Source organism: Sphaerisporangium sp. NBC_01403 (assembly GCF_045040145.1).
In the GTDB taxonomy this organism is placed as follows: Bacteria; Actinomycetota; Actinomycetes; order Streptosporangiales; family Streptosporangiaceae; genus Sphaerisporangium; species Sphaerisporangium viridialbum.
On record NZ_CP109534.1, the window covers coordinates 8,521,427 to 8,542,775 of the forward strand.

Below are 21,349 nucleotides of genomic sequence, written 5' to 3' on the forward strand. Positions count from 1 at the left end.
CGAAGGGGCCCGCGATGCCTACTCCGGTGGTTTCCCCTGGTCTTGCTGGAGCTGGCCTTCGGCCCACTCGGCCCACTCGCGCTGCAGGGCGCTGAACCTGAGCCCCCACTCAAGGGCGAGCCGGCCGTAGACCGACAGATCGTCGTCCCCGCCGGACACCACCCCCTTCAAAGCGGCTAGCCTCTCGTGTTGCTCGGCCCCGAACTCGGCCCGTCGCCGCAGGTAGGCGCGTGCCTGCTCCTGGTCGACCTGGCCGAGGAAGAAGACACGCAGCAGCATGTCGCTGCGCCCGGCATGACTGGGCTCGACCTCCGTCAGCCAGTGGCGCAGCTCGGCCAGGCCCGTCTCGTCGATGGCGTACTCCTTGCGGCCGCGCGGGCCCTGCGCCGCGACCTTGACGAGCCCGGCGTCGGCGAGGCGGGAAAGCTCGGCGTAGACCTGGCTCTGCGTGGCCGGCCACACGTTGGCCAGGGAGATCTCGAAGATCTTCAGCAGGTCGTAGCCGCTGGCCGGGCCCTGGGCGAGCATGCCGAGCAGTGCGTGTCGAAGGCTCATGAGGCGATCCTACATTCCACAGTTGACAGGTCACCAGCGGACCTTCTACTTTCGACATGTCTACATTGGAACGTCGAAAAGGTCCTGACAATGATCCGCAGCCTCCTCGGTTTCCTCCCGTGGATCGTGTACGCCGTCATCGCCACCGGCGACGAATGGCGCTACGGCGCGGTCGCCGGGCTCGTGATCGCACTGGTGGTCATCGCCGCCGACCGCAGGTCGGGCAGGCGGTGGGACCAGATGGTGATCGAGTCCAGCGCGGCGGTGTTCTTCACGGTCGTCACGGTGATCTCCCTGGTCGCCCCCGAGTCCCCGCTGATGCCGTACGGCCCGGCCCTGGTGAACGCCTGGCTGGCGCTGACCGCCTGGGGATCCCTGGCCATCCGCCGGCCGTTCACCCTCGGCATCGCCCGGAGCATGACCACCCGGGAGGTGCAGGAGACGCCGCTGTTCTACCGGGTCAACGCGGTCATCACCTCGGCGTGGGGCGTGGCCTTCGTCGTCGCGGCCGTCTCGCTGGCCCTCCTGCTCCACAACGCGCCGCACGCGACCGCCGCCGTGGTCACGATCAAGATCGTCACCTTCGTGGCGCCCGCGCTGTTCACCGTCCGCTACCCCAAGGCCGTCGCCGCTCGCTACGCCGCTTGAGCTGCTTCTTCGTGGAAACCACCTATACGTCTGGAGAGCGTCATGTCCATCGCCACACCTTCCTACCTGTCGGGCCACCTCGCCCCCGTCCCCGACGAGATCGGCGCCGTCGACCTGCCGGTCACCGGCACCCTTCCTGCCGAGCTCACCGGCCGCTACTTCCGCAACGGGCCGAACCCGCTCCCCGGCCAGGATCCCGGTCACTGGTTCGCCGGCGACGGCATGATCCACGGGGTCCGCCTGCGCGACGGCCGCGCCGAGTGGTACCGCAACCGGTGGGTGCGCACCCGCAAGTTCACCGACGGCGCGCCCTACGTCGGCGCCGACGGCCCCGACCGGACGGCCGTCACCGCCAACACCAGCGTCATGCGCCACGCCGGCAAGATCCTCGCCCTGGTCGAGAGCGGCCTGCCGTACGAGCTGACGCCCGAGCTGGAGACCGTGGGGCCCTGCGACTTCGGCGGCAGGCTCACCACCGCGATGACGGCGCACCCGAAGCGCGACCCGGCGACCGGAGAGCTGCACTTCTTCGGCTACGGCGTCTTCGCGCCCTATCTGACCTACCACCGCCTGTCCGCCGCGGGGGAGCTGGTGGAGAGCCGCGTCATCGACGTCCCCGGCCCGACGATGGTGCACGACTTCGCGATCACCGAGAACCACGTCGTGTGGCTGGACCTGCCCGTCGTCTTCGACAAGGAGCTCATGGGAGGCGGCCTGCCGTTCCAGTGGGACGACTCCTACGGCGCCCGGCTCGGCGTGATGGACCGCGCGGGGCGGGTGACCTGGTTCGACGTCGACCCCTGTTACGTCTTCCACGTCGGCAACGCCCGTGAGGACGCCTCGGGCCGGGTGGTGCTCGACGCGGTGCGCTACTCGTCCGGCGCTTTCGCCCGCATCTGGCCCCGCATCGGCGGCAGCGCCGTCCCCGCCGCCGGGACGGGCGGCGCCGTGCTCCACCGGTGGGTGCTCGACCCCGCGAGCGGCGCGGTGAAGGAGGAGCAGCTCGACGACCGCGCCGTGGAGTTCCCCACGTTCGACGAGGAGCGGCTCGGCCGGTCGAGCAGGTTCCTCTACACGGTCACCGAGGAGGCGGTGGTGAAGTACGACACCGAGACCGGCACGTCGCGCGTGCGGGACCTCGGCGCGCGGCCGGGCGATGCGGTGTTCGTGCCGTCCTCCGGCGCGCGGGCGGAGGACGGGGGGTGGCTGATGTCGATCGTCAACGACACGGAGGGCTCGGAGCTGCTCGTCCTGGACGCCGCCGGGCTCGACTTCGTCGCCTCCGTACGGCTGCCGCGCCGCGTCCCCGCGGGCTTCCACGGGACGTGGCTCGCCGACCACAGTGTCTCATAATCCCGTCTCAGAAAGCGTCTCAATATCTCGATGTCACGGTGAGAGGTGCCGGTAGAGCGTCGCGCGGGAGACGCCGAGGGTGGCCGCGATCTCGGCCATGGTGTGCGAGCCGCTCGCGTGCATCCGGCGCGCGGTGCCGATCATCTCGGGGCTCAGCGCGCTGGGCCTGCCGCTCCCCGCTCGCCGGCGCGGCGCCGTCTCGGGTTCTGTCTCGGGTTCTGTCTTGGTCGGAGAGTCGGCGAACAGGCGGCGTACACCGGCCAGCACCTCGCGCCGGAGCGGCCCGGTGGGGGCGTCGGCCAGCAGGATGACCGGATCGCTCAGCATCGCGATGGCCTGCGCGGCGCGCACCCTGCCGGCCAGATCGGGACGCGGCCCGGCCACCAGGTGGTTCGCCCTGGTCATGGTCTCGACGAAGCGGTGGAAGATGGGCTCCCGCGTGAGCAGCGACAGGTCCACGAGCACCATCTGCAGGGTGTGCCGGTGGGCCAGGTAGACGTCGAGCACCCCCTCGATGACCTTCCACCGCGTCTCCGGACGGCCGGGATCGGCGATCTCGGCCAGGCTCGCGTCGAGATCGTCCAGGAGCGGCCTGGCCAGTGCGGTGAGGATGTCGGCCTTGGTGGAGAAGTGGTACAGGACCGCGGTCTTGGTCAGGCCCAGTTGCTCGGCGATCTCGCGAACCGAGGTGCGCTGGTAGCCCTGCCTGCGGAACAGGGAGATGGCGGTCTCCAGGATCCTCGCCCGGGTGTCGGGGACGGGCTTCTCACTCACGGGCCACAGCATAGCCCTTGCCTGACCGTCGGTCAGCGTCCTACAGTGACACCACTGACCGGCGGTCAGTGTCTGAGGTGGGGAGAGGCCATGATGACGAAGAACCGCGACGTCCTGATCTCCGGGGCGAGCGTCGCCGGGCCGACGCTGGCGTACTGGCTGGCCCGTTACGGGTTCCGGCCCGTCGTGGTCGAGCGCGCCCCGGAGCCCCGCGAAGGCGGGTACCCCATCGACGTCCGGGGCCGGGCCGTCGAGGTCGCCCGGCGCATGGGTGTCCTGCCGGCACTGCGGGAGGCGGGCGTCGAGATGTCGGAGCTCACGTTCGTCGACGCGGCAGGCAGGCGAGCGGGCCACGTCGACGCCCAGGCCCTGCGCCGGGCCATCCCCACCGACGACCTCGAACTCCCGCGCGGCGACCTGGTGAAGATCCTGCACGACGCCACCAGGGACGACGTCGAGTACGTCTTCGACGACTCGATCACGACGATGGAGCAGGACGACGACGGCGTGACGGTCGCGTTCGAGCGCGGCGAGACCCGGCGGTTCGACCTCGTGATCGGCGCCGACGGCCTGCACTCGATCGTCAGGAGGCTGGCCTTCGGCGAGGAGTCCCGGTTCGTCCACCACCTCGGCTACTACGTCGCCGCCGCCGACGTGAGCAGGGACTACGGCACCGGTGACCAGGTCGTGCTGTACAACGCGCCAGGGAAGATGGCGGGGGTCTACAGCTACCTCGACCGGGCCACCGCGATCTTCGTGTTCCGCGCTCCGAACGTCGGGGGTCACGACCACCGCGACATCTCGGCGCAGAAGCGGCTGCTGGCCGAGGCCTTCGGCGACCGTGCATGGCGGGTGCCCGAGCTTCTAGCCCAGGTGAGCGCCGCTCCCGACTTCTACTTCGACTCGGTCAGCCAGATCCGCATGGCCCCGTGGTCGCGCGGCCGGGTCTCGCTGGCGGGTGACGCCGCGCACTGCCCCGCGCTGCTGTCCGGCCACGGCACCACCCTGGCGATGGCCGGGGCGTACGTGCTCGCGGGCGAGCTCCACGCCGCAGGGGGCGATCACCGCCGCGCGTTCGCCCGGTACGAGGACGAGCACCGGGCGGCGGTGGACGAGGGCCTGCGGAAGGCCGGCAGGGGAGCCGCCCAGCTCGTCCCCGGCAGCGGCCCCGCCATCTGGGCGCGCAACCAGCTGAGCCACCTCTGGGTGGTGCCGGCCGCCGCGGGCGGGCTGCTGCGGCGCCTTCCCCGCCGCACCTCCGCTCTGAAGGACTACGGAGACACCGCGCTGGCCGGCCGGGCGGGGTGACGTCCGGAGATCTCAGGCGATGCCGGTGAGGACGGTGCGGGCGAGGCCGGCGGCGAAGTCGCCGATGCTCTTCGGCGAGCCCTCCTCGCCCATGAAGTGCCGCAGGAAGGCCCGCTGGTAACAGGCCCCGAGAAGCAGTGCGGCGGCCGACTCAGGGTCGGCGTCCGCGCGGATGCGGCCGTCGGCGCGAAGTACGCGCAGGAAGCCGGCGAGCGCGTCCAGCGGCTTGTGCGGGCCGGCGCCCAGCTTGCGCAGCCCCTCGCGGTGGCGCTGGAGCAGCGCGGGCTCGGCGAAGAGCGAGGAGCCGATCGGCATGCTCGCCTCGTAGAACAGCGTGGCGTTGTGGGCGATGTCGGCGAGGCACTGCTCGGCCGTACGGTCGCCCGGATCCGCCGACAGCTCCGCGATCAGGGAGCCGAGCGCGGGCAGCCGCTCCTGCAGGACGGCGATGAAGAGCTCCTCCTTGCCGGAGAAGTGCCGGTAGAGGGCCGCCTCCGAGCACCCGGCCGCACGGGCGATCTCCTTGGTGGTCACGCGGGCCAGGCCCAGGGTGCGCATGAGCTGCTCGGCGGCCGCAAGGATGCGGTGCCGTGTGCGAGCGCCGGCGGCGGTGCGCTGACGGGGCATCGAAGAGTTCGGTCCTTTCACCGGTCCCAGGCTTTGCCCGCGCGGAGGGCGGGTACTCATCCTATGATGTGAGTGAGTACTCACCAACTTTTGGGGGATGTCTCATGAAGCTCACCGTCTTCGGAGCCACCGGCGGTACGGGAAGAGAAGTCGTCCGGCAGGCGCTCGACGCGGGTCACCAGGTCGCGGCCGTGGTGCGCGATCCGGCGCGCCTGCCCATCAGTCACTCCGCGCTGGAGGTGGTGACCGCCGACGTCACCAGCCCCGACGCGCTGCGCCCCGCGCTCGCCGGCCGGGAGGCCGTCATCTCGGCGCTCGGGGCGAACAGCAGGAAGGAGGCGGGCATCGCCTCGATGGCGCTGCGGTCGATCCTGCGGGCGATGGACGCGAACGACGTCCGCAGGATCGCGGTCCTCAGCGCGGTGCCGGTCGGCCCGGTGCCCGAGGGAGAGGCCCTGTGGTACCGCGCGATGGCGCTGCCGCTGCTGCGCAGGGCCCTGCGCGACGTGTACGCCGACCTCGGGGCGATGGAGGAGGAGGTGCGGCGCAGCGCTGCGGAGTGGACCGTCGTGCGCCCGCCCCGCCTGACCGACAAGCCGCTGACCGGCAACTACCGCCGGGTGGTCGGGGGCAACGTGCCGCGCGGCTACACGATCTCGCGCGCAGACCTGGCGCACGCGATGCTCGCGATGGTGGACGACCCCGCGACGGTGAAGCAGGCGGTCGGGGTGGCGTACTGACCTGAGATCACGAGGTGGCCACCTGCCGCAGGAAGGCCGCATTCGTCGGGGTCTCGCGGAGGCGGTCGAGCAGGACGGTGAGGGCCTGCTCGCGGTCGAGGCCCGAGAGCACGCGCCGGAGCCGCCAGATGACCTCGCGCTCGCCGTCGGCGAGCAGCAGCTCCTCGCGGCGGGTGCTGGAGGCGGCCACGTCGACGGCGGGGAACAGGCGGTGCTCGGCGAGCGCGCGGCTGAGCCGCAGCTCCATGTTGCCCGTGCCCTTGAACTCCTCGAAGAAGTAGTCGTCCATCCGCGAGCCGGTCTCGGCGAGCGCGGTCGCGATGATCGTCAGCGAGCCGCCCTCCCGTGCCGCGCGGGCAGCGCCGAAGAGGCGTTTCGGCAGGTGGACGGCCTGGGCGTCGATGCCGCCCGTGAGGGTCTTGCCGCCGTTCGGGGCGATGACGTTGTACGCCCTGCCGAGCCGGGTCAGCGAGTCCAGGAGCATCACGACGTCCGTGCCGTGCTCGACGAGCCGCTTGGCCCGCTCGACCGCCAGCTCGGCGATCGCCGTGTGGTCGCGCTCGGGCCGGTCGAACGTCGAGGCGATCACCTCGCCGTGGACGGACTCGCGGAAGTCGGTGACCTCCTCGGGCCGTTCGCCCACCAGGACGATCATCAGGTGGACGCCGGGGTGGTTGGTCGTGACGGCGTCCGCGATCGCCTTGAGCACCATGGTCTTCCCGGCCTTGGGCGGCGCGACGATCAGGCCGCGCTGGCCCTTGCCGACCGGCGTGAGCAGGTCGATCAGGCGGGTGATCGGGGACTCCGTTTCGAGGACCAGGCGTTGACGGGGATGGATGGGGGTCAGCCCGGCGAAGTGCGGCCTGGCCTGGCCGGGCAGCCGCCCGTTGACGGACACCAGGCCCGCCAGCCTGTCGTACGGCTTGCGCGTGCTCCCCAGCACGAGGTCGCCCGGGCGCAGGCCGAGCTCCTTGACCTGTGACAGGGGCAGGCGGACGTCGTTCTCGCCGGGAAGGTAGCCGCTCGTCCTGATGAACGCGCCCTTGTCCCGGACGTCGACCAGCCCGGAGACCTGCTCGATCGGGTGGTCGGTGGTCGCGCGCCGGCGCGGTGGCCGTTTCTGCGCGGGTTCGGTGTTCGTTGATGGTGCTTCGGTGGTTACGGTCATGGTCCGTCCTTGGAAGATGAAGGCCGCATGCCGCTGAGACGGCCGGTGAAGGCGCGCGCGACGGTCCCACGGCGACCCGTCAGGAGCGATGCCCGAACGGTGGCGTGGAGATGATCGGTGCGAGATGCCTGCCCTTGGCGGGCGGCGGGAAAGAACGTGCCCTCAGCGGGCGGCGGGAGAGAAGCTGCTCTGGAACATGCGCGGGGCCGAGCCGGCCGCGCTGGAGCGCCATATCAAACATAACAGCATCGGGCGATCCACGCGCAAGCCCCGATCGCTAGTCTGGGCGGCACTGCCGACCGATTGAGGGAGTTCGATGTCGTACGCGCCCAGGTCGATCGCCGGGGTCGAGGTGATCCCGCTGTGCGACGCGGTGGGCCCGATGGGGGGCGACCTCAGGCAACCGCTGCGCGAGATCCTTTCCGGGGGCTCACCCGGCGACTGGGCCGGGGTCCCCGGTGACGACTGGGTACTGCACTTCCGCTGCTACCTGCTGCGCGACCGCACGGGGCGCACGGTGCTCGTCGACACCGGCATCGGCGGGTCCGACTCGCCCGCCTCCAGCTGGGCGCCGGTGCCGGGGGGCCTGATCGGCGAGCTCGCCGCGCGGGGCGTCGCGCCGGCCGACATCGGCACCGTCGTGCTCACCCACCTGCACAGCGACCACGCCGGTGGCGCGGTCGTCGGCGGCGTCCCGGCCTTCCCCAATGCCCGGCACGTCCTCCAGCGGGCCGAGATCGACTGGATCGAGAGCACCGGTCCCAACCCCATCCTCGAACGGGTGCTCCGCCCGCTGACCGGGCTGGTCGACGCCGTGAAGGGCGACGCCGAGGTCATCCCCGGTGTCCGCGTCCAGCTCGCCCCCGGGCACACCCCGGGCCACCAGGTGGTCGAGATCGGGCCGCTGACGTTGACGGGCGACGTGGTGCTCCATCCCGTCCAGCTCGCCAACCCGGCGATCACCTACGCCCACGACCACGACCCCGAGCTGGCGGTGTCGACCAGGGAAGACCTCCTGCGCAGGGTGCGCGCCCGCGGCGGCCTGATCGGCACCGGGCACTTCCCCGAGGCCTTCACCGAGCTCTCAGGTGGGGCTCGCGCAGGGACGTGACGGCTCCGCCGTGTCGCGGGCCTCTTCGAGGTCCTCGCTGAGCTTGGCGATCAGCCTGCGGGCCTTGCCCCGGTAGCGCAGTACCTGGACGGCGCCGAGGATCCAGACGGGATACTGCACGGCGAACGCCCAGCGGTAGGCGTCGAGGCCGACGCCGCCGCGGAGGTCCAGCGCGATGCCGATGAAGGCGATCACCGACATGGTGGCGGTGAAGCCGCCGCCGTTGACGATGCCGGTGGCCACGCCGATGCGCGCGGACGGGTTGAACGTCCGGGCGAAGTCGAAGCCGATCATGGACCCGGGGCCGTTCCCCGCGAGCACGACGACCAGCACCGCGAGCAGCCAGAGCGGTGCCTGCCCCGGCCACAGCAGCACGGCGGTCCAGGCCATGGCGGTCGAGCCGATGACGATCAGCACCATGCGCGATCGATGGAAGGGGTGGCGTCCGGCGAGGTAGCCGAGCACCGGCCCGCACACCATGCCAAGAATGGTGAGCGTGGTCAGCAGCACGCCCGCCGTCGCGGGGCGCAGCCCTTGGCCCTCGACCAGGAACGGGTACCCCCACAGCAGCAGGAACGCGGCGGAGGACGACTGGGTGGCGGCGTGGGTCCACATGCCGAGGCGGGTCCCGGGCTCGGCCCACGCCTCGCGAAGGCGCGGACGCTCGGCGGCCTCCGCCGGGCGCGCGTCGCGCAGCAGCACCGCCACGAGTGCCAGGGACAGCCCGCCGACGGCCGCGGCGGTGAGAAAGGTCGGCGTCCAGCCGTAGTGGTGCAGGCCCTGGATCAGCGGTACGGCGGAGGCGACCGCGCCGAGCTGGCCGAGCAGGCCCGTGAGCTGGACGATCAGCGGGTTGCGCCGCTCCGGGAACCACACGTTGACGAGCCGGATGACGCTGATGAACGTCATGGCGTCGCCGCAGCCCACCAGGATCCGGCCGGCGATGGCGTCGAGCAGCCCGCCGGACACGGCGAAGACGAGCTGACCGCAGGCCATGACGCCCGCCCCGATGAGCAGCATCCGCTTGGAGCCGAGCCGGTCGACGAGCATCCCGACGGGGATCTGCATGCCGGCGTAGACCAGGAGCTGGAGCATGGCGAGCATCGACAGCCCGGTCGCCCCGACGCCGAGCCGCAGGCCCGCTTCGATGCCGGCTACGCCGAGGGACTGGCGGTGGAATACGGCGACGGCGTAGGCGAAGACGCCTATGGCCCAGATGATCCAAACTCGTCCAGGTATCCGCTCGGCCGCCATGATCGAATATTTTACTGTTTGGCCGTTTCTGAACGGTTACGGGGTTCTTTGTCCCTGATGTCCGCTGGTTGTCCTGTGCGTACGGCCGGTTTCGGCTTGGCGGAGATGCGCACGGCTCGCGCCTCCCCCGTGGAGGCCGCCCTCCCTCAAAGGCGATCCTCCTCTTCTGGATGGCCGCTCCCCCTCAGGCGCGACCTTCCAGATGTGGCGCGAGCCGTACACGATCTCGGCGTGCCTCCGGCGCCAGGCCGAACACCACCGCGTCTCCCTTGTTTCTAAAGGTAGAAGTCCGGATATTCGATTACATCCGCCGTGAAACCTAGATGTGGGTAGTGCGGAGGAGGTAGGGCGCGAGCGGGCCGTCCGCCTTGAGGTCTACGGGTCAGCCCTTAGGGGACTGCTCGGCGCTACGGTCTGATCATGGCTGCGATCTCGTCTGACGTCTTCTACGAGCGGATCAACAAGAGCCTCGCGGGAGCGGGGGCGCTCATCACCGATCCGTCCGGCCGCGTGCTGCTCGTCAAGCCGAACTACCGGGCCCACTGGCTCTGGCCGGGCGGTCACGTGGACGAGGACGAGACTCCGGACGAGGCGTGCGCGCGTGAGATCACCGAGGAGCTCGGGCTGACCCTGCCGGTCGGCAGGCTGCTGGGCGTGCACTGGGTGCCGCCGTTCTCCGAGCGCCCGCTGCCCCTGGTGCACTTCCTGTTCGACTGCGGCAGCCTGCCGGGCGCCGAAGGGCTCGTCCTCCAGGAGGAGGAGCTGGACGAGTGCGGCTTCTTCGACGAGGACGAGGCCAGAGCCCTGATGCCCTCCTACCTCATCCGCCGCCTCCACGCCGCCCTCGAAGCCAAAGCCCACGGCACCACCTTCTACCTGACCGGCGGCTCCCCCGACTTCACCCTCTGAGCCGGCGGTTTGTCGTCAGGGGACGTAGATGTTTGGGATCGGGGGAGTCGGCATGCCATTGCCGATGAAGAAGCTCGGGTGTGGGGGCTGGTTGTAGGCGGTGTTCTGCCAGGCGATGGCTTCGCGGTACTGGGTGTCGTGCATCAGGGTGACGATGCGCCGGTCGGTCACCGCCGTCGTCGTGTAGATGCGCAGTGCCGTGTTGTCGGTGGTCGGCCAGACGATCTCCTCGCGCCAGTCGCCGAACAGGTCGGCCGACAGCGACGGCGTCGCCTTGGTGCCGTTGTTGGAGTGGACCCCGGAGGCCGTGAGAAGGCGGCTCTCGCCGCTGGTCGTGTACTTGTCGACCTGGGTGCGGTCGAGCAGCTCGCGCACCGGGTCGGCGTCCCACCAGGCGAGGAAGTTCATCGAGGACGGCTTGCGCCCCACGTTGGCGCCCTTGGTGTTCAGCAGGCCGTCGGCCGCGGCGGACCACGACTCGGCGCCCGCGCTGCCGGACCAGATGTCGTCGGAAACGCCGCGCCCGTTGTCGCCGTTCGGCGGGGTCGTCCACAGGACCTGCCCGGTACGGGCGTCCGCCATCCACGAGCTGGGCTTGGTGCCGTCCTCGTCGACCTTGAACACCTCAAGACCGGCTCGCGACGGGTCGAGGTCGCCGACGTGCAGGGCGTCGCCGTGGCCGTTGCCGGTGTTCCACAGGCCCCTGCCGGTGTCGTCCACGCACATGGCGCCGTAGATGATCTCGTCCTTGTGGTCCCCGTCCACGTCCGCGACGGACAGGTTGTGGTTGCCCTGGCCCGCGTACGCGCTGTTGCCCGAGCTGCTGGAGTCGAACGTCCATCGCTTGGTCAGCGTGCCGTTCCTGAAGTCCCATGCCGCGAGCACCGTGCGGGTGTAGTAGCCGCGCGCCATGACCAGGCTGGGTCTGGTGCCGTCCAGGTACGCCGTGGCGGCCAGGAACCGGTCGACACGGTTGCCGTAGCTGTCGCCCCAGGATGACACGGTGCCACGTGGCGGGTCGTAGTTCACCGTGGACATCGCGGCGCCGGTCTGGCCGTTGAACATCGTCAGGTACTCAGGCCCGGACAGGATGTAGCCGGAGCTGTTGCGGTAGTCGGCCGAGGAGCTGCCGATGACCCTGCCTGTGCCGTCGACGGTGCCGTCCGCGGTCTTCATCGCGACCTCGGCCCTGCCGTCGCCGTCGTAGTCGTACACCTGGAACTGCGTGTAGTGAGCCCCGGCGCGGATGTTGCGCCCGAGGTCGATACGCCACAGGCGGGTGCCGTTGAGGCGGTAGGCGTCCACGTAGACGTTGCCGGTGTAGCCGGACTGGGAGTTGTCCTTGGAGTTCGACGGGTCCCACTTCAGCACGAACTCGTACTGGCCGTCGCCGTCGAGATCGCCCACGCTGGCGTCGTTGGCGCTGTAGGTGTACGCGACGCCGTCGGGTGACGTGCCTCCGGGCGGGGGCTGTATGCGCACGTCGAGGTAGTCGCCGCCGCCGAACCGCAGTGACGGCTCCGACGCGGCCTGCTCGGTGCCCCCGACGACCGGCCGCACGGTGTACGAGGCGTCCGCCGCGGCGCCGCTGTCGAAGTAGTTCGTGGACCCGGTGATCGGCGAGGAGTTCAGCTTGGTGGAGCCCCGATAGAGGTTGAAGGCCACGCTCGCCGGATCGGTGCCCAGCAGGCGCCAGGTGACGAAGTTGCCGCTGCCCGACCTCGCGCTGATGAGCCCCCGGTTGAGCCGCTCCGCCTGGCGCGCGTTGGCGGGCGGGGCCGTGGGGGTGGTCGTCGGCGTCACAGTCGGGGTCACAGTCGGCGTTACGGTGGGCGTCGCCGTGGGGGTCACCGTCGGCGTGACGGTGGGTGTCGGTCCGGTCGAACCCGTGCAGGTGACGCCGTTGAGCGCGAACGAACCGGGCACCGGGTTGCTGGAGTTGTTCCACGAGCCGTTGAAGCCGAACGAGGTGCTCGCGCCGGTGGCGAGCGCGGCGTTGTAGCGGGCGTCGGCCGCGGTCACCTGCGTACCGCTCTGGGTCACGGTGGCGCTCCAGGCCTGGGTGACCTGCTGGCCCGCGGTGAAGTTCCACACGAGCCTCCAGCCGTCGATCGCGTCACCGAGGTTCGTCACGCTGACGTTGCCGGTGAAGCCTCCGGCCCACTGGGAGGAGACCGTGTAGTCCACCCGGCAGCCGGCGGCGGCGGCCTCGGCTCCGGCCGATACGGCCGTGACCGCGGCGGCCAGCGTGATCGCCGCCGATCCCATGACCACCAGCCGACGCACCGGGGATTTGGCGATATGGCGCATGACTCTCCCCTTCACGAGTGATTTATCGAAGCGCTTCGATTTCTAACGCGCGGTAAACCGGACCAGGACGGCCGGCCTTCGGATATGGATCTGGGCGAAACGTAGATGAATCCATACGAAACCACCATCAGAGCGACCTCACGGCCGTTGTTCCAATCGGTGCCGCCGACCGGGTAAACCCGGGCTCACCTGGGGGTATCAATCCGAGGCCACGAGCCTCCGGCATGAGAGGTGCTGAAACTTTCAACGGCCGAGCGGATCTGCGACGGGGAGTGACGGTATTGGGTACGGGCCCCGACACGGCCGGGAACGGAGACTCCGGGAACGGAGCCCCGGCACAGGGTGGCACGGAGAACAGCACCCCCGGCTCCGAAGCCCCTGGAAACACCAGGAACGGCGGCCACGGGAATGGAGGTCCCGCGGACGGGGGTCCTGGGGGCGGAGGTTCGGGGGATGGGGGTGACGGGGAGGAGAGGAGGCGGGAGCGGTGGTGGCGGCCTCTGGCGCGGTGGTTGCTGGAGGGGCCGCCTGCCAAGGACGCGCACGCGACGCCCACCAAGCAGCATCCCTGGTGGCGCGTCATGTGCCTCACCGGGGTGGACTACTTCTCCACCCTCGGATACCAGCCGGGCATCGCCTTCCTGGCCGCCGGCCTGCTGTCACCCATCGCCACGCTGGTGCTGGTGGCGGTCACGCTGTTCGGCGCGCTGCCGGTCTACCGCCGCGTCGCAGAGGAGAGCCCGCATGGGCAGGGCAGCATCGCCATGCTCCAGCGCCACCTGCCCGGCTGGCCGGGGAAGATCCTCGTGCTCGTGCTGCTCGGCTTCCTCGCGACCGACTTCATCATCACCATCACCCTCTCGGCCGCCGACGCCACCGCGCACGTCATCGAGAACCCCATAGCGCCGAGCGTCCTGCACGGTCACAGGATCGGGGTCACGCTGGCGCTCGTCGCCCTGCTCGGGGCGGTGTTCCTCGCGGGGTTCGGCGAGGCCATCGGCATCGCGGTGGGCCTGGTCACCGTCTACCTGACCCTCAACCTGGTGGTCGTCGCGGTGGCTCTCCAGCACCTGGTCGCCAACCCCGGCCCGGTGCTGCACTGGGAGGCGCTGCTGACGACGCACTACTCCAGCCCGCTCGTCATGATCGGCGTGGCGCTGCTCGTCTTCCCCAAGCTGGCGCTCGGACTGTCGGGCTTCGAGACCGGTGTGGCCGTGATGCCGCTGATCAGGGGCGAGCGGAACGACGACCCCGAGCACCCCGTGGGCAGGATCATGGGGGCGAGACGCCTGCTCACCACCGCGGCGTCGATCATGAGCTTCTTCCTGATCGCCAGCAGCTTCACAACGGCCGTGCTGATTCCCGCCAAGGAGTTCGCGCGCGGCGGCAAGGCCAACGGACGCGCCCTCGCCTACCTGGCCCACGCCTACCTGGGCGAGGGCTTCGGCAGCTTCTACGACATCAGCACGATCACCATCCTGTGGTTCGCGGGGGCGTCGGCCATGGCGGGCCTGCTGACGGTCGTGCCGCGCTACCTGCCGAGGTACGGCATGGCGCCGCACTGGGCGGCGGCCACCCGCCCGCTCGTCCTGGTCTTCACCGCGGTGGCGTTCGCCATCACGATCATCTTCAGGGCCGACGTCGACGCCCAGGGCGGCGCGTACGCGACGGGCGTGCTCGTCGTGATCCTCTCCGCCGCGCTGGCCGTGACGATCTCGGCCCATCGCCGGGATGATCGGCGGGGGTTCGTCCACTTCGGCGTGATCACTCTGGTCATCGCCTACACCGCGATCGCCAACATCTTCGAGCGCCCCGAAGGCATCAAGATCGCCTCGTTCTTCATCGGCACGATCATCCTCACCTCCTTCGTCTCCCGGGCCACCCGGTCGCTCGAACTGCGGGTGGAGGAGGTCAGGCTGGACCAGCGGGCGCGGGCGTTCGTCCAGGAGGTGGCGGCGTCGGGGCAGCTCGTCCTGGTGTCCACCAACCCGGACGAGCGCGGTCGCATCGACTACCACGCGAAGGAGAGGCGCGCCCGCAGGCTGCACCGCCTCCCGCCGGACATGCCCGTGCTGTTCCTGGAGGTGACGATCGGCGACGCCTCGGAGTTCAGCAGCACGCTGGAGGTGAAGGGGGAGGAGCGGGAGGGCTGCCGCTTCCTGACCACCCGCAGCCCTTCGGTGCCGAACGCGATCGCCGCCATCCTCCTCCACCTGCGGGACATGACCGGTCTCACCCCGCAGATCTACTTCCACTGGGCCGAGGGCAACCCCGTGCTCGCCCTGCTCGGCTATCTCATCCTCGGCGGAGGCGACGTCCCCCAGCTCACCAGGGAGATCCTCCGCAGAGCCGAGCCCCGCGCCGACCGAAGGCCCCAAGTCCACGTCGGCTGAAGGCGTCGGCCGTATCGTCCGTTTCGCGTGAAGGTGACGAGCGCGGGCGCCCCGGGCAAGTTCAGGTGTTGGCCGCGGCGGTTGCTCCGGTGAAGAGCTTCTCGATCTGCGCTGCTCCACCGCGCTTCAGCCACGTGGCGAAGTCCAGGAGGGCGGGGTGCCGTTCGCGCAGCGCCGGGATGTCGGCCTGCCATAGACCCCGCTCGTTCGCGAAGGCGCGTGCGGCATCTTCGCCCAGCCCGACGGCATCGACCGGGACCTGCCGGTAGGTGATCTCCCGCTCAAGGACGTCGCTGATCAGGCTGACCGTCTGAAGCGGGGTCAGTTCGTCGCCGGCGATCTCGATCGCCTCGCCGAGGTAGGCCGCCGGGCGGGTGAAGGCGAGGGCGGCGAAGGCGCCGATGTCGTCGGCGGCGATGAGCTGAACCGGCACGTCCGGGTCGAACAGATGGGTCAGGACGCCGTCGACGATGCCGCCCAGAGGCAGTCTCGGGATGGTGTGGTTCTCCATGAAGCGGACTGGACGCAGGATCGTCGCGGGCAGGCTGAGCGCATGGATGTGCTGCTCGATCTGCCATTTGCTCTCCCAGTAGGAGATTCCGGTTCCGCGTTCGGCGCCGCCGACGGAGGCGAACACCACATGGGCGATGCCGGCCGCCGCAGCGGCTTCGGCGAGGGCGTGGCCGCGGCGAATCTCGCGCTCCGCGTCGTCGTCATCGGGTGTGACGCCGAAGACCCCATAGGTGCCGGCCGTCGCCGCGGCGAGTGAACCGTGGTCGTCGAGATCGCCGGTGAACAGTTCGGCGCCTGCTCGGCCCAGGGCCTGCGCTGCGGGGGTTTCCGGGTCGCGTACGAGGGCGCGGACCGGCCAGCCGCCGGCGAGGAGGTGGGCGGCGGTGGCGCCGCCCTGGCGTCCGGTCGCCCCCGTCACAAGGATGGTCTTGCGGGTCTTGTCAGCGATGTCCATGGGTGGCCTTTCAGTGTGCGGGACCAGTAAGCTGAGGCTGCCTCGGAATTTATCCGAGGCAGCCTCGACTTTGCAAGGTGGCGTGAATGGGCATGGACGAAGTAGCGCCGCGTCGCCGACTGCGCGCCGACGCGCGTCGAAACCGCGAACGGCTGCTCGCGGAGGCGGCGGCGGTTTTCTCCGAACGCGGCACGGAAGCGTCGCTGGAGGACATCGCACGGCGTGCGGGCGTGGCGATCGGCACGCTGTATGGTCATTTCCCTACCCGGCAGGCGCTCCTTGAGGCCCTGATGTGCGAGCGCATGCGGTCATTGAGCGACACCGGACGTGAGCTGCTCGATCATGCGTCGCCGAAAGAAGCCCTGACCATCTGGGCGCGGGCCGCCGTGGCGCATACGACCGTCTATCGAGGTCTGGCGACGTCGCTGATGCAGGGCATGGAGGACGAGGACTCCGCGCTGCACGCCGCCTGCCAGGCGGTCACGGCGGCCGGAGCAGGACTCCTCGCCCGCGCCCAGGAATCCGGGCTCCTGCGCGATGACGCCACGGCTTTTGATCTGTTCACTCTTGTGAACGCGGTCGCGTGGGCCGGCGAACAGACGTCTCCTCAGCAAGGGGAGCGACTGTTGCGTTTCGTGATGGACGGCCTGCGCCCCGTCGCCGAGGAGTAGGGGCAGGGTTCATCCGACGCGGATCAGGACGCGCTCGTCTCCAGCAGCTCGCGCTCGAACCACGAGATGGTTCGCAGGAGCCCGGTGGTCACGTCGATCTCGGGCCGCCAGCCGAGCCGGCGCGCGGCCAGGGACGTGTCAGGGCGGCGGACGCCCGGATCGTCCACCGGCCTGTCGACGAACATGATCGGCGACGACGAGCCCGTCAGGTCGCGGACCATCGTGGCGAGCTCCAGCATGGACAGCTCCGAGGGGTTGCCGATGTTGACGGGTCCCTCGAAACCGCTGTCTGCCAGGGTGAGCACGCCCTGCACGGTGTCGTCCACGTAGCAGATCGACCGGGTCTGGCTGCCGTCCCCCGTGACCGTGATGGGCTCCCCGCCGAGGGCCTGGCGGACGAACGTCGGGATCGCCCGCCCGTCGTGGGGCCGCATGCGCGGGCCGTACGTGTTGAAGATCCGCACGATGGCCGTGTCCACATCATGGGAGTTGCGGTAGGCCGTCGTCAGGGACTCGGCGAACCGTTTCGCCTCGTCGTACACGCTGCGCGGCCCCACCGGGTTGACGTTCCCCCAGTACGTCTCGCGCTGCGGGTGCTCCAGCGGGTCCCCGTACACCTCGCTGGTGGAGGCGAGCACGAAGCGGGCGTCCTTCTCGCGGGCGAGGCCGAGCGCGTGCAGCGTGCCGAGGCTGCCGACCTTGAGCGTGGCGATCGGATGGCGCAGGTAGTCGGTCGGCGACGCGGCCGAGGCGAAGTGCAGCACCAGGTCCACCTCGCCCGGCACGTGCACGAACCCCGTGAGGTCGCACTCGACGATGCGGAACCGTGGGCGGCCCATCAGGTGCTCCACGTTGGCGGGCGTGCCGGTGAGGAAGTTGTCCATGCAGATCACGGAGGCGCCCTCGGCCAGCAGGCGCTCGCACAGGTGCGAGCCGAGGAATCCCGCGCCTCCGGTGACCACCACTCGGCGTGCCGTCATGGAACGCTCACCCCCATCAGGTTCACGGCGGCATCCAGTACCGCGTCGGTGCCGATCTCCAGCAGGCCCGGATCGGGCCGGTTGCCATGGGGGTCGCCGGTCCGCCCGGCCCACAGGGCCACATGCCTTCCTGTGGACGGTGGCCCCCACCGGTCGGGCGAGACCGGCCCGAACAGCACCACCGACGGTGTGGCGCAGGCCGTCGCCAGGTGGGCGATGCCCGTGTCCCCGCAGATGACCAGGCGCGCGCCGGCGACGAGCCCCGCCAGCTCCCGCAGGTCCGTACGCCCCGCGAGCACGTTCTCGACGGGCAGCCCGGCGAGCGTGCCCACGCGGAAGGCGAGCGACCGCTCGGCCGCGTTCCCGGTGACCAGCACCCGGTGGCCGGCATGGGCCAGCGCGGCGGCCACCTCCGCGAACCGCTCGGCGGGCCAGCACCGCGCCCGCGACGCCGCCCCCGGATGAACGATCACATACCCGCCCGCCACTCTGGGTGGCACGCACTGCGCCGGGTCGGTGGTGAGGTGGAGGTCGGCCGGGTCGGCGGCGATGTCGTACCACTCCACGAGGTCGCACCACCGCCGCACCTCGTGCGTCTTCTGGCGCCAGGGCGGGCCCTCGATGCCGGGGAACTCCGGGTGGGCGTGCGTGAGCAGCCGTCCGGGACGGACGCGGCTCAGCGCGACGATGCTCTCCGGGCCGCGCCCGTGCAGGTTCACCGCGATGGCGGGCCGGTCGGCGGGCACCGGTCCCGGGCCCGTGACGTCGACCAGTTCGTCGACGGCGCCGATCAGCGAGACCAGGTCCGCGAGGGCGGCCGGCGCGGCCAGTACGATCCGGTGATCGGGATGGGCACGCCGCAGCGCCCGCAGCGCGGGAACCGCCGTCAGCAGGTCGCCCAGCCCCAGCCCCCGCAACACCAGCAGCACAGGCATCGGCGGGGTCACGGCCATGACGTCTCGGTGGAGGGGCAGACGACGAGTTCGCGGATCTCGCAGCCCCTGGGCTGGCCGAGCGCGAACACCACGGTCGCGGCCACGTCCTCCGGCTGGTTCAGGTGCGCGTCCGGGCCAGGCTTGTAGCGCTCGTCGCGGCCGTCGAAGAAGCTCGTCCGCATGCCCCCCGGCACCAGCAGCGTGACCCCCACCTCACCCGCGAGCTCGGCGGCCAGCGCCCTGGTGAACCCGACGACGCCGAACTTCGCGGCGCAGTAGGCCGTGGCGTCCCCGACCGCACGCAGGCCGAGCGTGGACGCGCACGTAACGACGCGGCCTCCCGAGCGCCGCAGGTACGGCAGGGCGGCGCGCACCACCGACGCGGTGCCGAGCAGGTTGACCCGGATCACCCGTTCCCAGTCGGCCGCGGGCACCGCCGACAGCGGCCCGCAGATGTCGATCCCGGCCGCCGTCACCACGCCGTCGAGGCCGCCCGCCCGGTCGCCCAGCTCCTGTACGGCGCGTTCCGCCCGTTCGCGGTCGGCGAGGTCGGCCACCACGTGGTCCACGCCGTTCTCGGGCGGATCGACGTCGATCACCAGTGGCCGCCCGCCCGCCTTGCCGATGGCGGTGACCGTGGCCCTCCCCAGGCCCGACGCCCCGCCGGTGACCAGGATGTTTCCGATCATCGATGCTGCTCCTCGGTTGAAGGGGGCTTCAATGGGGCCGTGATGATCTCAGGAAGGGCTCACATCACCTCCTGCGCGGCGGCGATGAGGCCGGTCGTGGAGTGGCCGGGCACGCTGGGCAGGACGACGATCTCGCCGCCGCTGCGGCGCACCGCCTCGGCCTCGGGCAGTTCCCGTCCCGTGTAGTCGCCGCCCTTCACCCACACATCCGGGCGAAGGCGCTCGATGAGCTCGGAAGGGGTGTCCTGCGTGAAGACCACCACCGCGTCCACGCAGCCGAGCGCCCGCAGTATCTCCACCCGGTCGCGTTCGGCGACGACCGGACGGCCCGGTCCCTTGAGACGGCGCACGGAGTCGTCGGCGTTCACGCAGACGATGAGCGCGTCGCCGAGGGCCCTGGCCTGCCGCAACAGGCTGACGTGCCCGGCGTGGAGCAGGTCGAAGCATCCGCCCGTGGCGATCAGCCTGCCGCCCGTCGCCCGTACCAGGGCGGCCAGCTCCGCGGCCGTACGCGGCCGGTCGCCCAGCGCGGGCTCGGGCAGCCGGATGGCCGCCGCCCCGCCGGCCTGGACGAACCGCGTCGCCTCGACCACCGCGACCGTCACCGCGTCCTGGATCGACGCCCCGTCGCGCAGGGCCAGCGCGGCCGCGGCGGCGAACCGGTCACCTGCCCCGCAGGAGTCGCGCCCGATGACGGGGGCGGGTGGCGGCACCCGCGCGGTGCGGCCGCCCCGGCTGGACAGCACCGCGCCGCGCATGCCCAGCGTGACCGCGACCGCGCCCGCGTGCAGTTCACGTACGAGCTGGCGGGAGGCGGGCTCGGGATCGGCGCAGGGACGCGCGCACAGCACGGCCGCCTCCGCCTCGCTCGGTGTGACCAGCGCACAGCCCGGCACGGGTAGCGCGCCCGACGGGTGCGGGTCCCAGACCATCGGCACGGTGAGGCCGGTCAGCAGGTGGCGTACGGTCTCGCCGGTGCCGCGCCCGTAGTCGGACACCAGCACCGCGCCCGCGTTCCGCAGCGCGCGGGCCGCACGGTCGCCCTCGGGCCCACGCCAGGCCCGCCCGTCGCCCGTGTCGATCCTGAGCAGCGTCTGCCCGCGCGCGCGGACCCGCGTCTTGCGTGACGTCGTACCGCGGAGCGGCAGCCGTACGACCTCGGCGAAGCCCGACAGCAGGGCGCGCAGCCGCTGCCCGGAGGAGTCCTCGCCGAGTGCCGTGATCAGCACGACCTCCGCGCCCTCGCGCGCCGCGAGGAGGGCGGCGAGGCCCGCGCCTCCGGGACGGCGGTGCTCCGAGCGCCCGAGCACCACAGGGACCGGCGCGTCCGGGCACAGCCGGTCCGCGTCGCCCTCGATGTCCACGTCGAGCAGCGAGTCGCCGACGACGACGATCGGCGCGGCCGTCATTCCCCGGACCCGTCGAGCACGTCGCAGAGCATGTGGATCACCGCGAGGTGGACCTCCTGGACGGTCGCGTTGTCCGGCGAGGGGACCGAGAGCGCCTCGTCGCACAGCCCGGCCAGAGGGTTTGGAGCCGGACCGGTCAGCGCCCAGGTGATGAGCCCGCCCGCCCTGCCCGCGTCGGCCGCCGCGAGGACGTTCGTGCTGGCCCCGCTGGTGGACAGGCAGAACAGGACGTCGCCTGGCCGCCCGTGCGCGCGTACCTGGCGGGCGTACACCTCGTCGGCGCCGAAGTCGTTGGCGATCGCGGTCGACGTCGAGGTGTCGGAGTGCAGGGGAATGGCCGCGTACGGGCAGCGGTCGGTGCGGAACCGGCCCACCAGCTCGGCCGTCAGGTGCTGCGCCTCGGCAGCCGAGCCGCCGTTGCCGCAGGCGAGCAGCCGCCCGCCGCCGGACAGCACCTTCGCCAGCTTGCGGCCCCAGACGTAGATCTTCGGGGTGTCGGCGTTCACGGCGGACAGCGCGGCGCTCAGGCGCGAGAGATGTGGGTGCAT

The 21,349-nt window shown here is 71.1% G+C and carries 20 protein-coding genes; 8 read left to right on the forward strand and 12 right to left on the reverse strand.

Going from position 1 to position 21,349, the window contains the following annotated elements:
* Nucleotides 1-18: 18 nt before the first annotated feature.
* Nucleotides 19-555, reverse strand: coding sequence for a PadR family transcriptional regulator (locus OG589_RS38300; protein ID WP_405143388.1), 537 nt, complete (start codon nucleotides 553-555; stop codon nucleotides 19-21).
* 90 nt (nucleotides 556-645) lie between these two features.
* Between OG589_RS38300 and OG589_RS38305 the strand changes: the two genes are divergently transcribed.
* Complete coding sequence (locus OG589_RS38305; protein ID WP_405143389.1) at nucleotides 646-1,203, forward strand: hypothetical protein; 558 nt, start codon at nucleotides 646-648, stop codon at nucleotides 1,201-1,203.
* A 42-nt stretch (nucleotides 1,204-1,245) separates the two neighbouring features.
* On the forward strand, nucleotides 1,246-2,556 hold the full coding sequence (locus tag OG589_RS38310; protein ID WP_405143390.1) for a carotenoid oxygenase family protein: 1,311 nt from the start codon (nucleotides 1,246-1,248) through the stop codon (nucleotides 2,554-2,556).
* A gap of 33 nt (nucleotides 2,557-2,589) precedes the next feature.
* Here OG589_RS38310 and OG589_RS38315 read toward each other — a convergent pair whose 3' ends face one another.
* The gene (locus OG589_RS38315) at nucleotides 2,590-3,330 is read right to left on the reverse strand and encodes a TetR family transcriptional regulator (protein ID WP_405143392.1); all 741 of its coding nucleotides are present in this window, start codon (nucleotides 3,328-3,330) and stop codon (nucleotides 2,590-2,592) included.
* 90 nt (nucleotides 3,331-3,420) lie between these two features.
* On the opposite strand from OG589_RS38315, the gene OG589_RS38320 reads away from it, so the two are divergent.
* Nucleotides 3,421-4,638 (forward strand): FAD-dependent monooxygenase, encoded by a 1,218-nt coding sequence (locus OG589_RS38320; protein WP_405143394.1) that lies wholly within the window; start codon nucleotides 3,421-3,423, stop codon nucleotides 4,636-4,638.
* Nucleotides 4,639-4,650: 12 nt separating this feature from the next.
* Here the strand turns inward: OG589_RS38320 and OG589_RS38325 are convergent, their stop codons facing one another.
* Nucleotides 4,651-5,265, reverse strand: a complete 615-nt coding sequence (locus tag OG589_RS38325) for a TetR/AcrR family transcriptional regulator (RefSeq protein ID WP_405143395.1) — start codon at nucleotides 5,263-5,265, stop codon at nucleotides 4,651-4,653.
* Nucleotides 5,266-5,369: 104 nt separating this feature from the next.
* Between OG589_RS38325 and OG589_RS38330 the strand changes: the two genes are divergently transcribed.
* On the forward strand, nucleotides 5,370-6,005 hold the full coding sequence (locus tag OG589_RS38330) for an NAD(P)-dependent oxidoreductase (RefSeq protein WP_405143397.1): 636 nt from the start codon (nucleotides 5,370-5,372) through the stop codon (nucleotides 6,003-6,005).
* Nucleotides 6,006-6,012: 7 nt separating this feature from the next.
* On the opposite strand, the gene rho is transcribed toward OG589_RS38330, so the two are convergent.
* A complete protein-coding gene (gene rho / locus OG589_RS38335) occupies nucleotides 6,013-7,173 on the reverse strand; it encodes a transcription termination factor Rho (RefSeq protein ID WP_405143399.1) in 1,161 nt (386 codons plus the stop codon).
* Nucleotides 7,174-7,489: 316 nt separating this feature from the next.
* Between rho and OG589_RS38340 the strand changes: the two genes are divergently transcribed.
* A complete protein-coding gene (locus OG589_RS38340) occupies nucleotides 7,490-8,284 on the forward strand; it encodes an MBL fold metallo-hydrolase (protein WP_405143401.1) in 795 nt (264 codons plus the stop codon).
* Here OG589_RS38340 and OG589_RS38345 read toward each other — a convergent pair.
* Nucleotides 8,258-9,538, reverse strand: coding sequence for a nitrate/nitrite transporter (locus tag OG589_RS38345; protein WP_405143403.1), 1,281 nt, complete (start codon nucleotides 9,536-9,538; stop codon nucleotides 8,258-8,260). The two genes, OG589_RS38340 and OG589_RS38345, sit on opposite strands and share 27 nt — an antisense overlap.
* Before the next feature lie 420 nt (nucleotides 9,539-9,958).
* Here OG589_RS38345 and OG589_RS38350 point away from each other — a divergent pair, with 420 nt between their 5' ends.
* On the forward strand, nucleotides 9,959-10,447 hold the full coding sequence (locus OG589_RS38350) for an NUDIX domain-containing protein (protein WP_405143405.1): 489 nt from the start codon (nucleotides 9,959-9,961) through the stop codon (nucleotides 10,445-10,447).
* A 15-nt stretch (nucleotides 10,448-10,462) separates the two neighbouring features.
* Here OG589_RS38350 and OG589_RS38355 read toward each other — a convergent pair whose 3' ends face one another.
* Nucleotides 10,463-12,757, reverse strand: a complete 2,295-nt coding sequence (locus tag OG589_RS38355) for a cellulose binding domain-containing protein (protein WP_405143406.1) — start codon at nucleotides 12,755-12,757, stop codon at nucleotides 10,463-10,465.
* 512 nt (nucleotides 12,758-13,269) lie between these two features.
* Between OG589_RS38355 and OG589_RS38360 the strand changes: the two genes are divergently transcribed.
* Complete coding sequence (locus OG589_RS38360; protein ID WP_405143407.1) at nucleotides 13,270-15,150, forward strand: amino acid transporter; 1,881 nt, start codon at nucleotides 13,270-13,272, stop codon at nucleotides 15,148-15,150.
* 61 nt (nucleotides 15,151-15,211) lie between these two features.
* Here OG589_RS38360 and OG589_RS38365 read toward each other — a convergent pair whose 3' ends face one another.
* A complete protein-coding gene (locus tag OG589_RS38365; protein ID WP_405143408.1) occupies nucleotides 15,212-16,117 on the reverse strand; it encodes an NmrA/HSCARG family protein in 906 nt (301 codons plus the stop codon).
* A gap of 86 nt (nucleotides 16,118-16,203) precedes the next feature.
* Here OG589_RS38365 and OG589_RS38370 point away from each other — a divergent pair, with 86 nt between their 5' ends.
* Entirely contained in the window at nucleotides 16,204-16,788 is a 585-nt protein-coding gene (locus OG589_RS38370) for a TetR/AcrR family transcriptional regulator (RefSeq protein WP_405143409.1), read from the forward strand.
* 23 nt (nucleotides 16,789-16,811) lie between these two features.
* On the opposite strand, the gene OG589_RS38375 is transcribed toward OG589_RS38370, so the two are convergent.
* The 5 genes from OG589_RS38375 to OG589_RS38395 are packed head-to-tail and all read right to left on the reverse strand — an operon-like array spanning nucleotide 16,812 to nucleotide 21,349.
* Complete coding sequence (locus tag OG589_RS38375) at nucleotides 16,812-17,768, reverse strand: UDP-glucuronic acid decarboxylase family protein (protein ID WP_405143411.1); 957 nt, start codon at nucleotides 17,766-17,768, stop codon at nucleotides 16,812-16,814.
* Nucleotides 17,765-18,721: a glycosyltransferase family 9 protein gene (locus tag OG589_RS38380; RefSeq protein ID WP_405143413.1), complete on the reverse strand. Its 957-nt coding sequence runs from the start codon at nucleotides 18,719-18,721 to the stop codon at nucleotides 17,765-17,767. The genes OG589_RS38375 and OG589_RS38380 overlap by 4 nt, the downstream gene beginning before the upstream one ends.
* On the reverse strand, nucleotides 18,712-19,392 hold the full coding sequence (locus OG589_RS38385) for an SDR family oxidoreductase (RefSeq protein WP_405143415.1): 681 nt from the start codon (nucleotides 19,390-19,392) through the stop codon (nucleotides 18,712-18,714). The genes OG589_RS38380 and OG589_RS38385 overlap by 10 nt, the downstream gene beginning before the upstream one ends.
* A gap of 59 nt (nucleotides 19,393-19,451) precedes the next feature.
* Nucleotides 19,452-20,801, reverse strand: coding sequence for a D-glycero-beta-D-manno-heptose 1-phosphate adenylyltransferase (gene rfaE2 / locus OG589_RS38390; RefSeq protein ID WP_405143417.1), 1,350 nt, complete (start codon nucleotides 20,799-20,801; stop codon nucleotides 19,452-19,454).
* Nucleotides 20,798-21,349: an SIS domain-containing protein gene (locus OG589_RS38395; protein ID WP_405143419.1), complete on the reverse strand. Its 552-nt coding sequence runs from the start codon at nucleotides 21,347-21,349 to the stop codon at nucleotides 20,798-20,800. Before OG589_RS38395 ends, rfaE2 begins: the two co-directional genes overlap by 4 nt.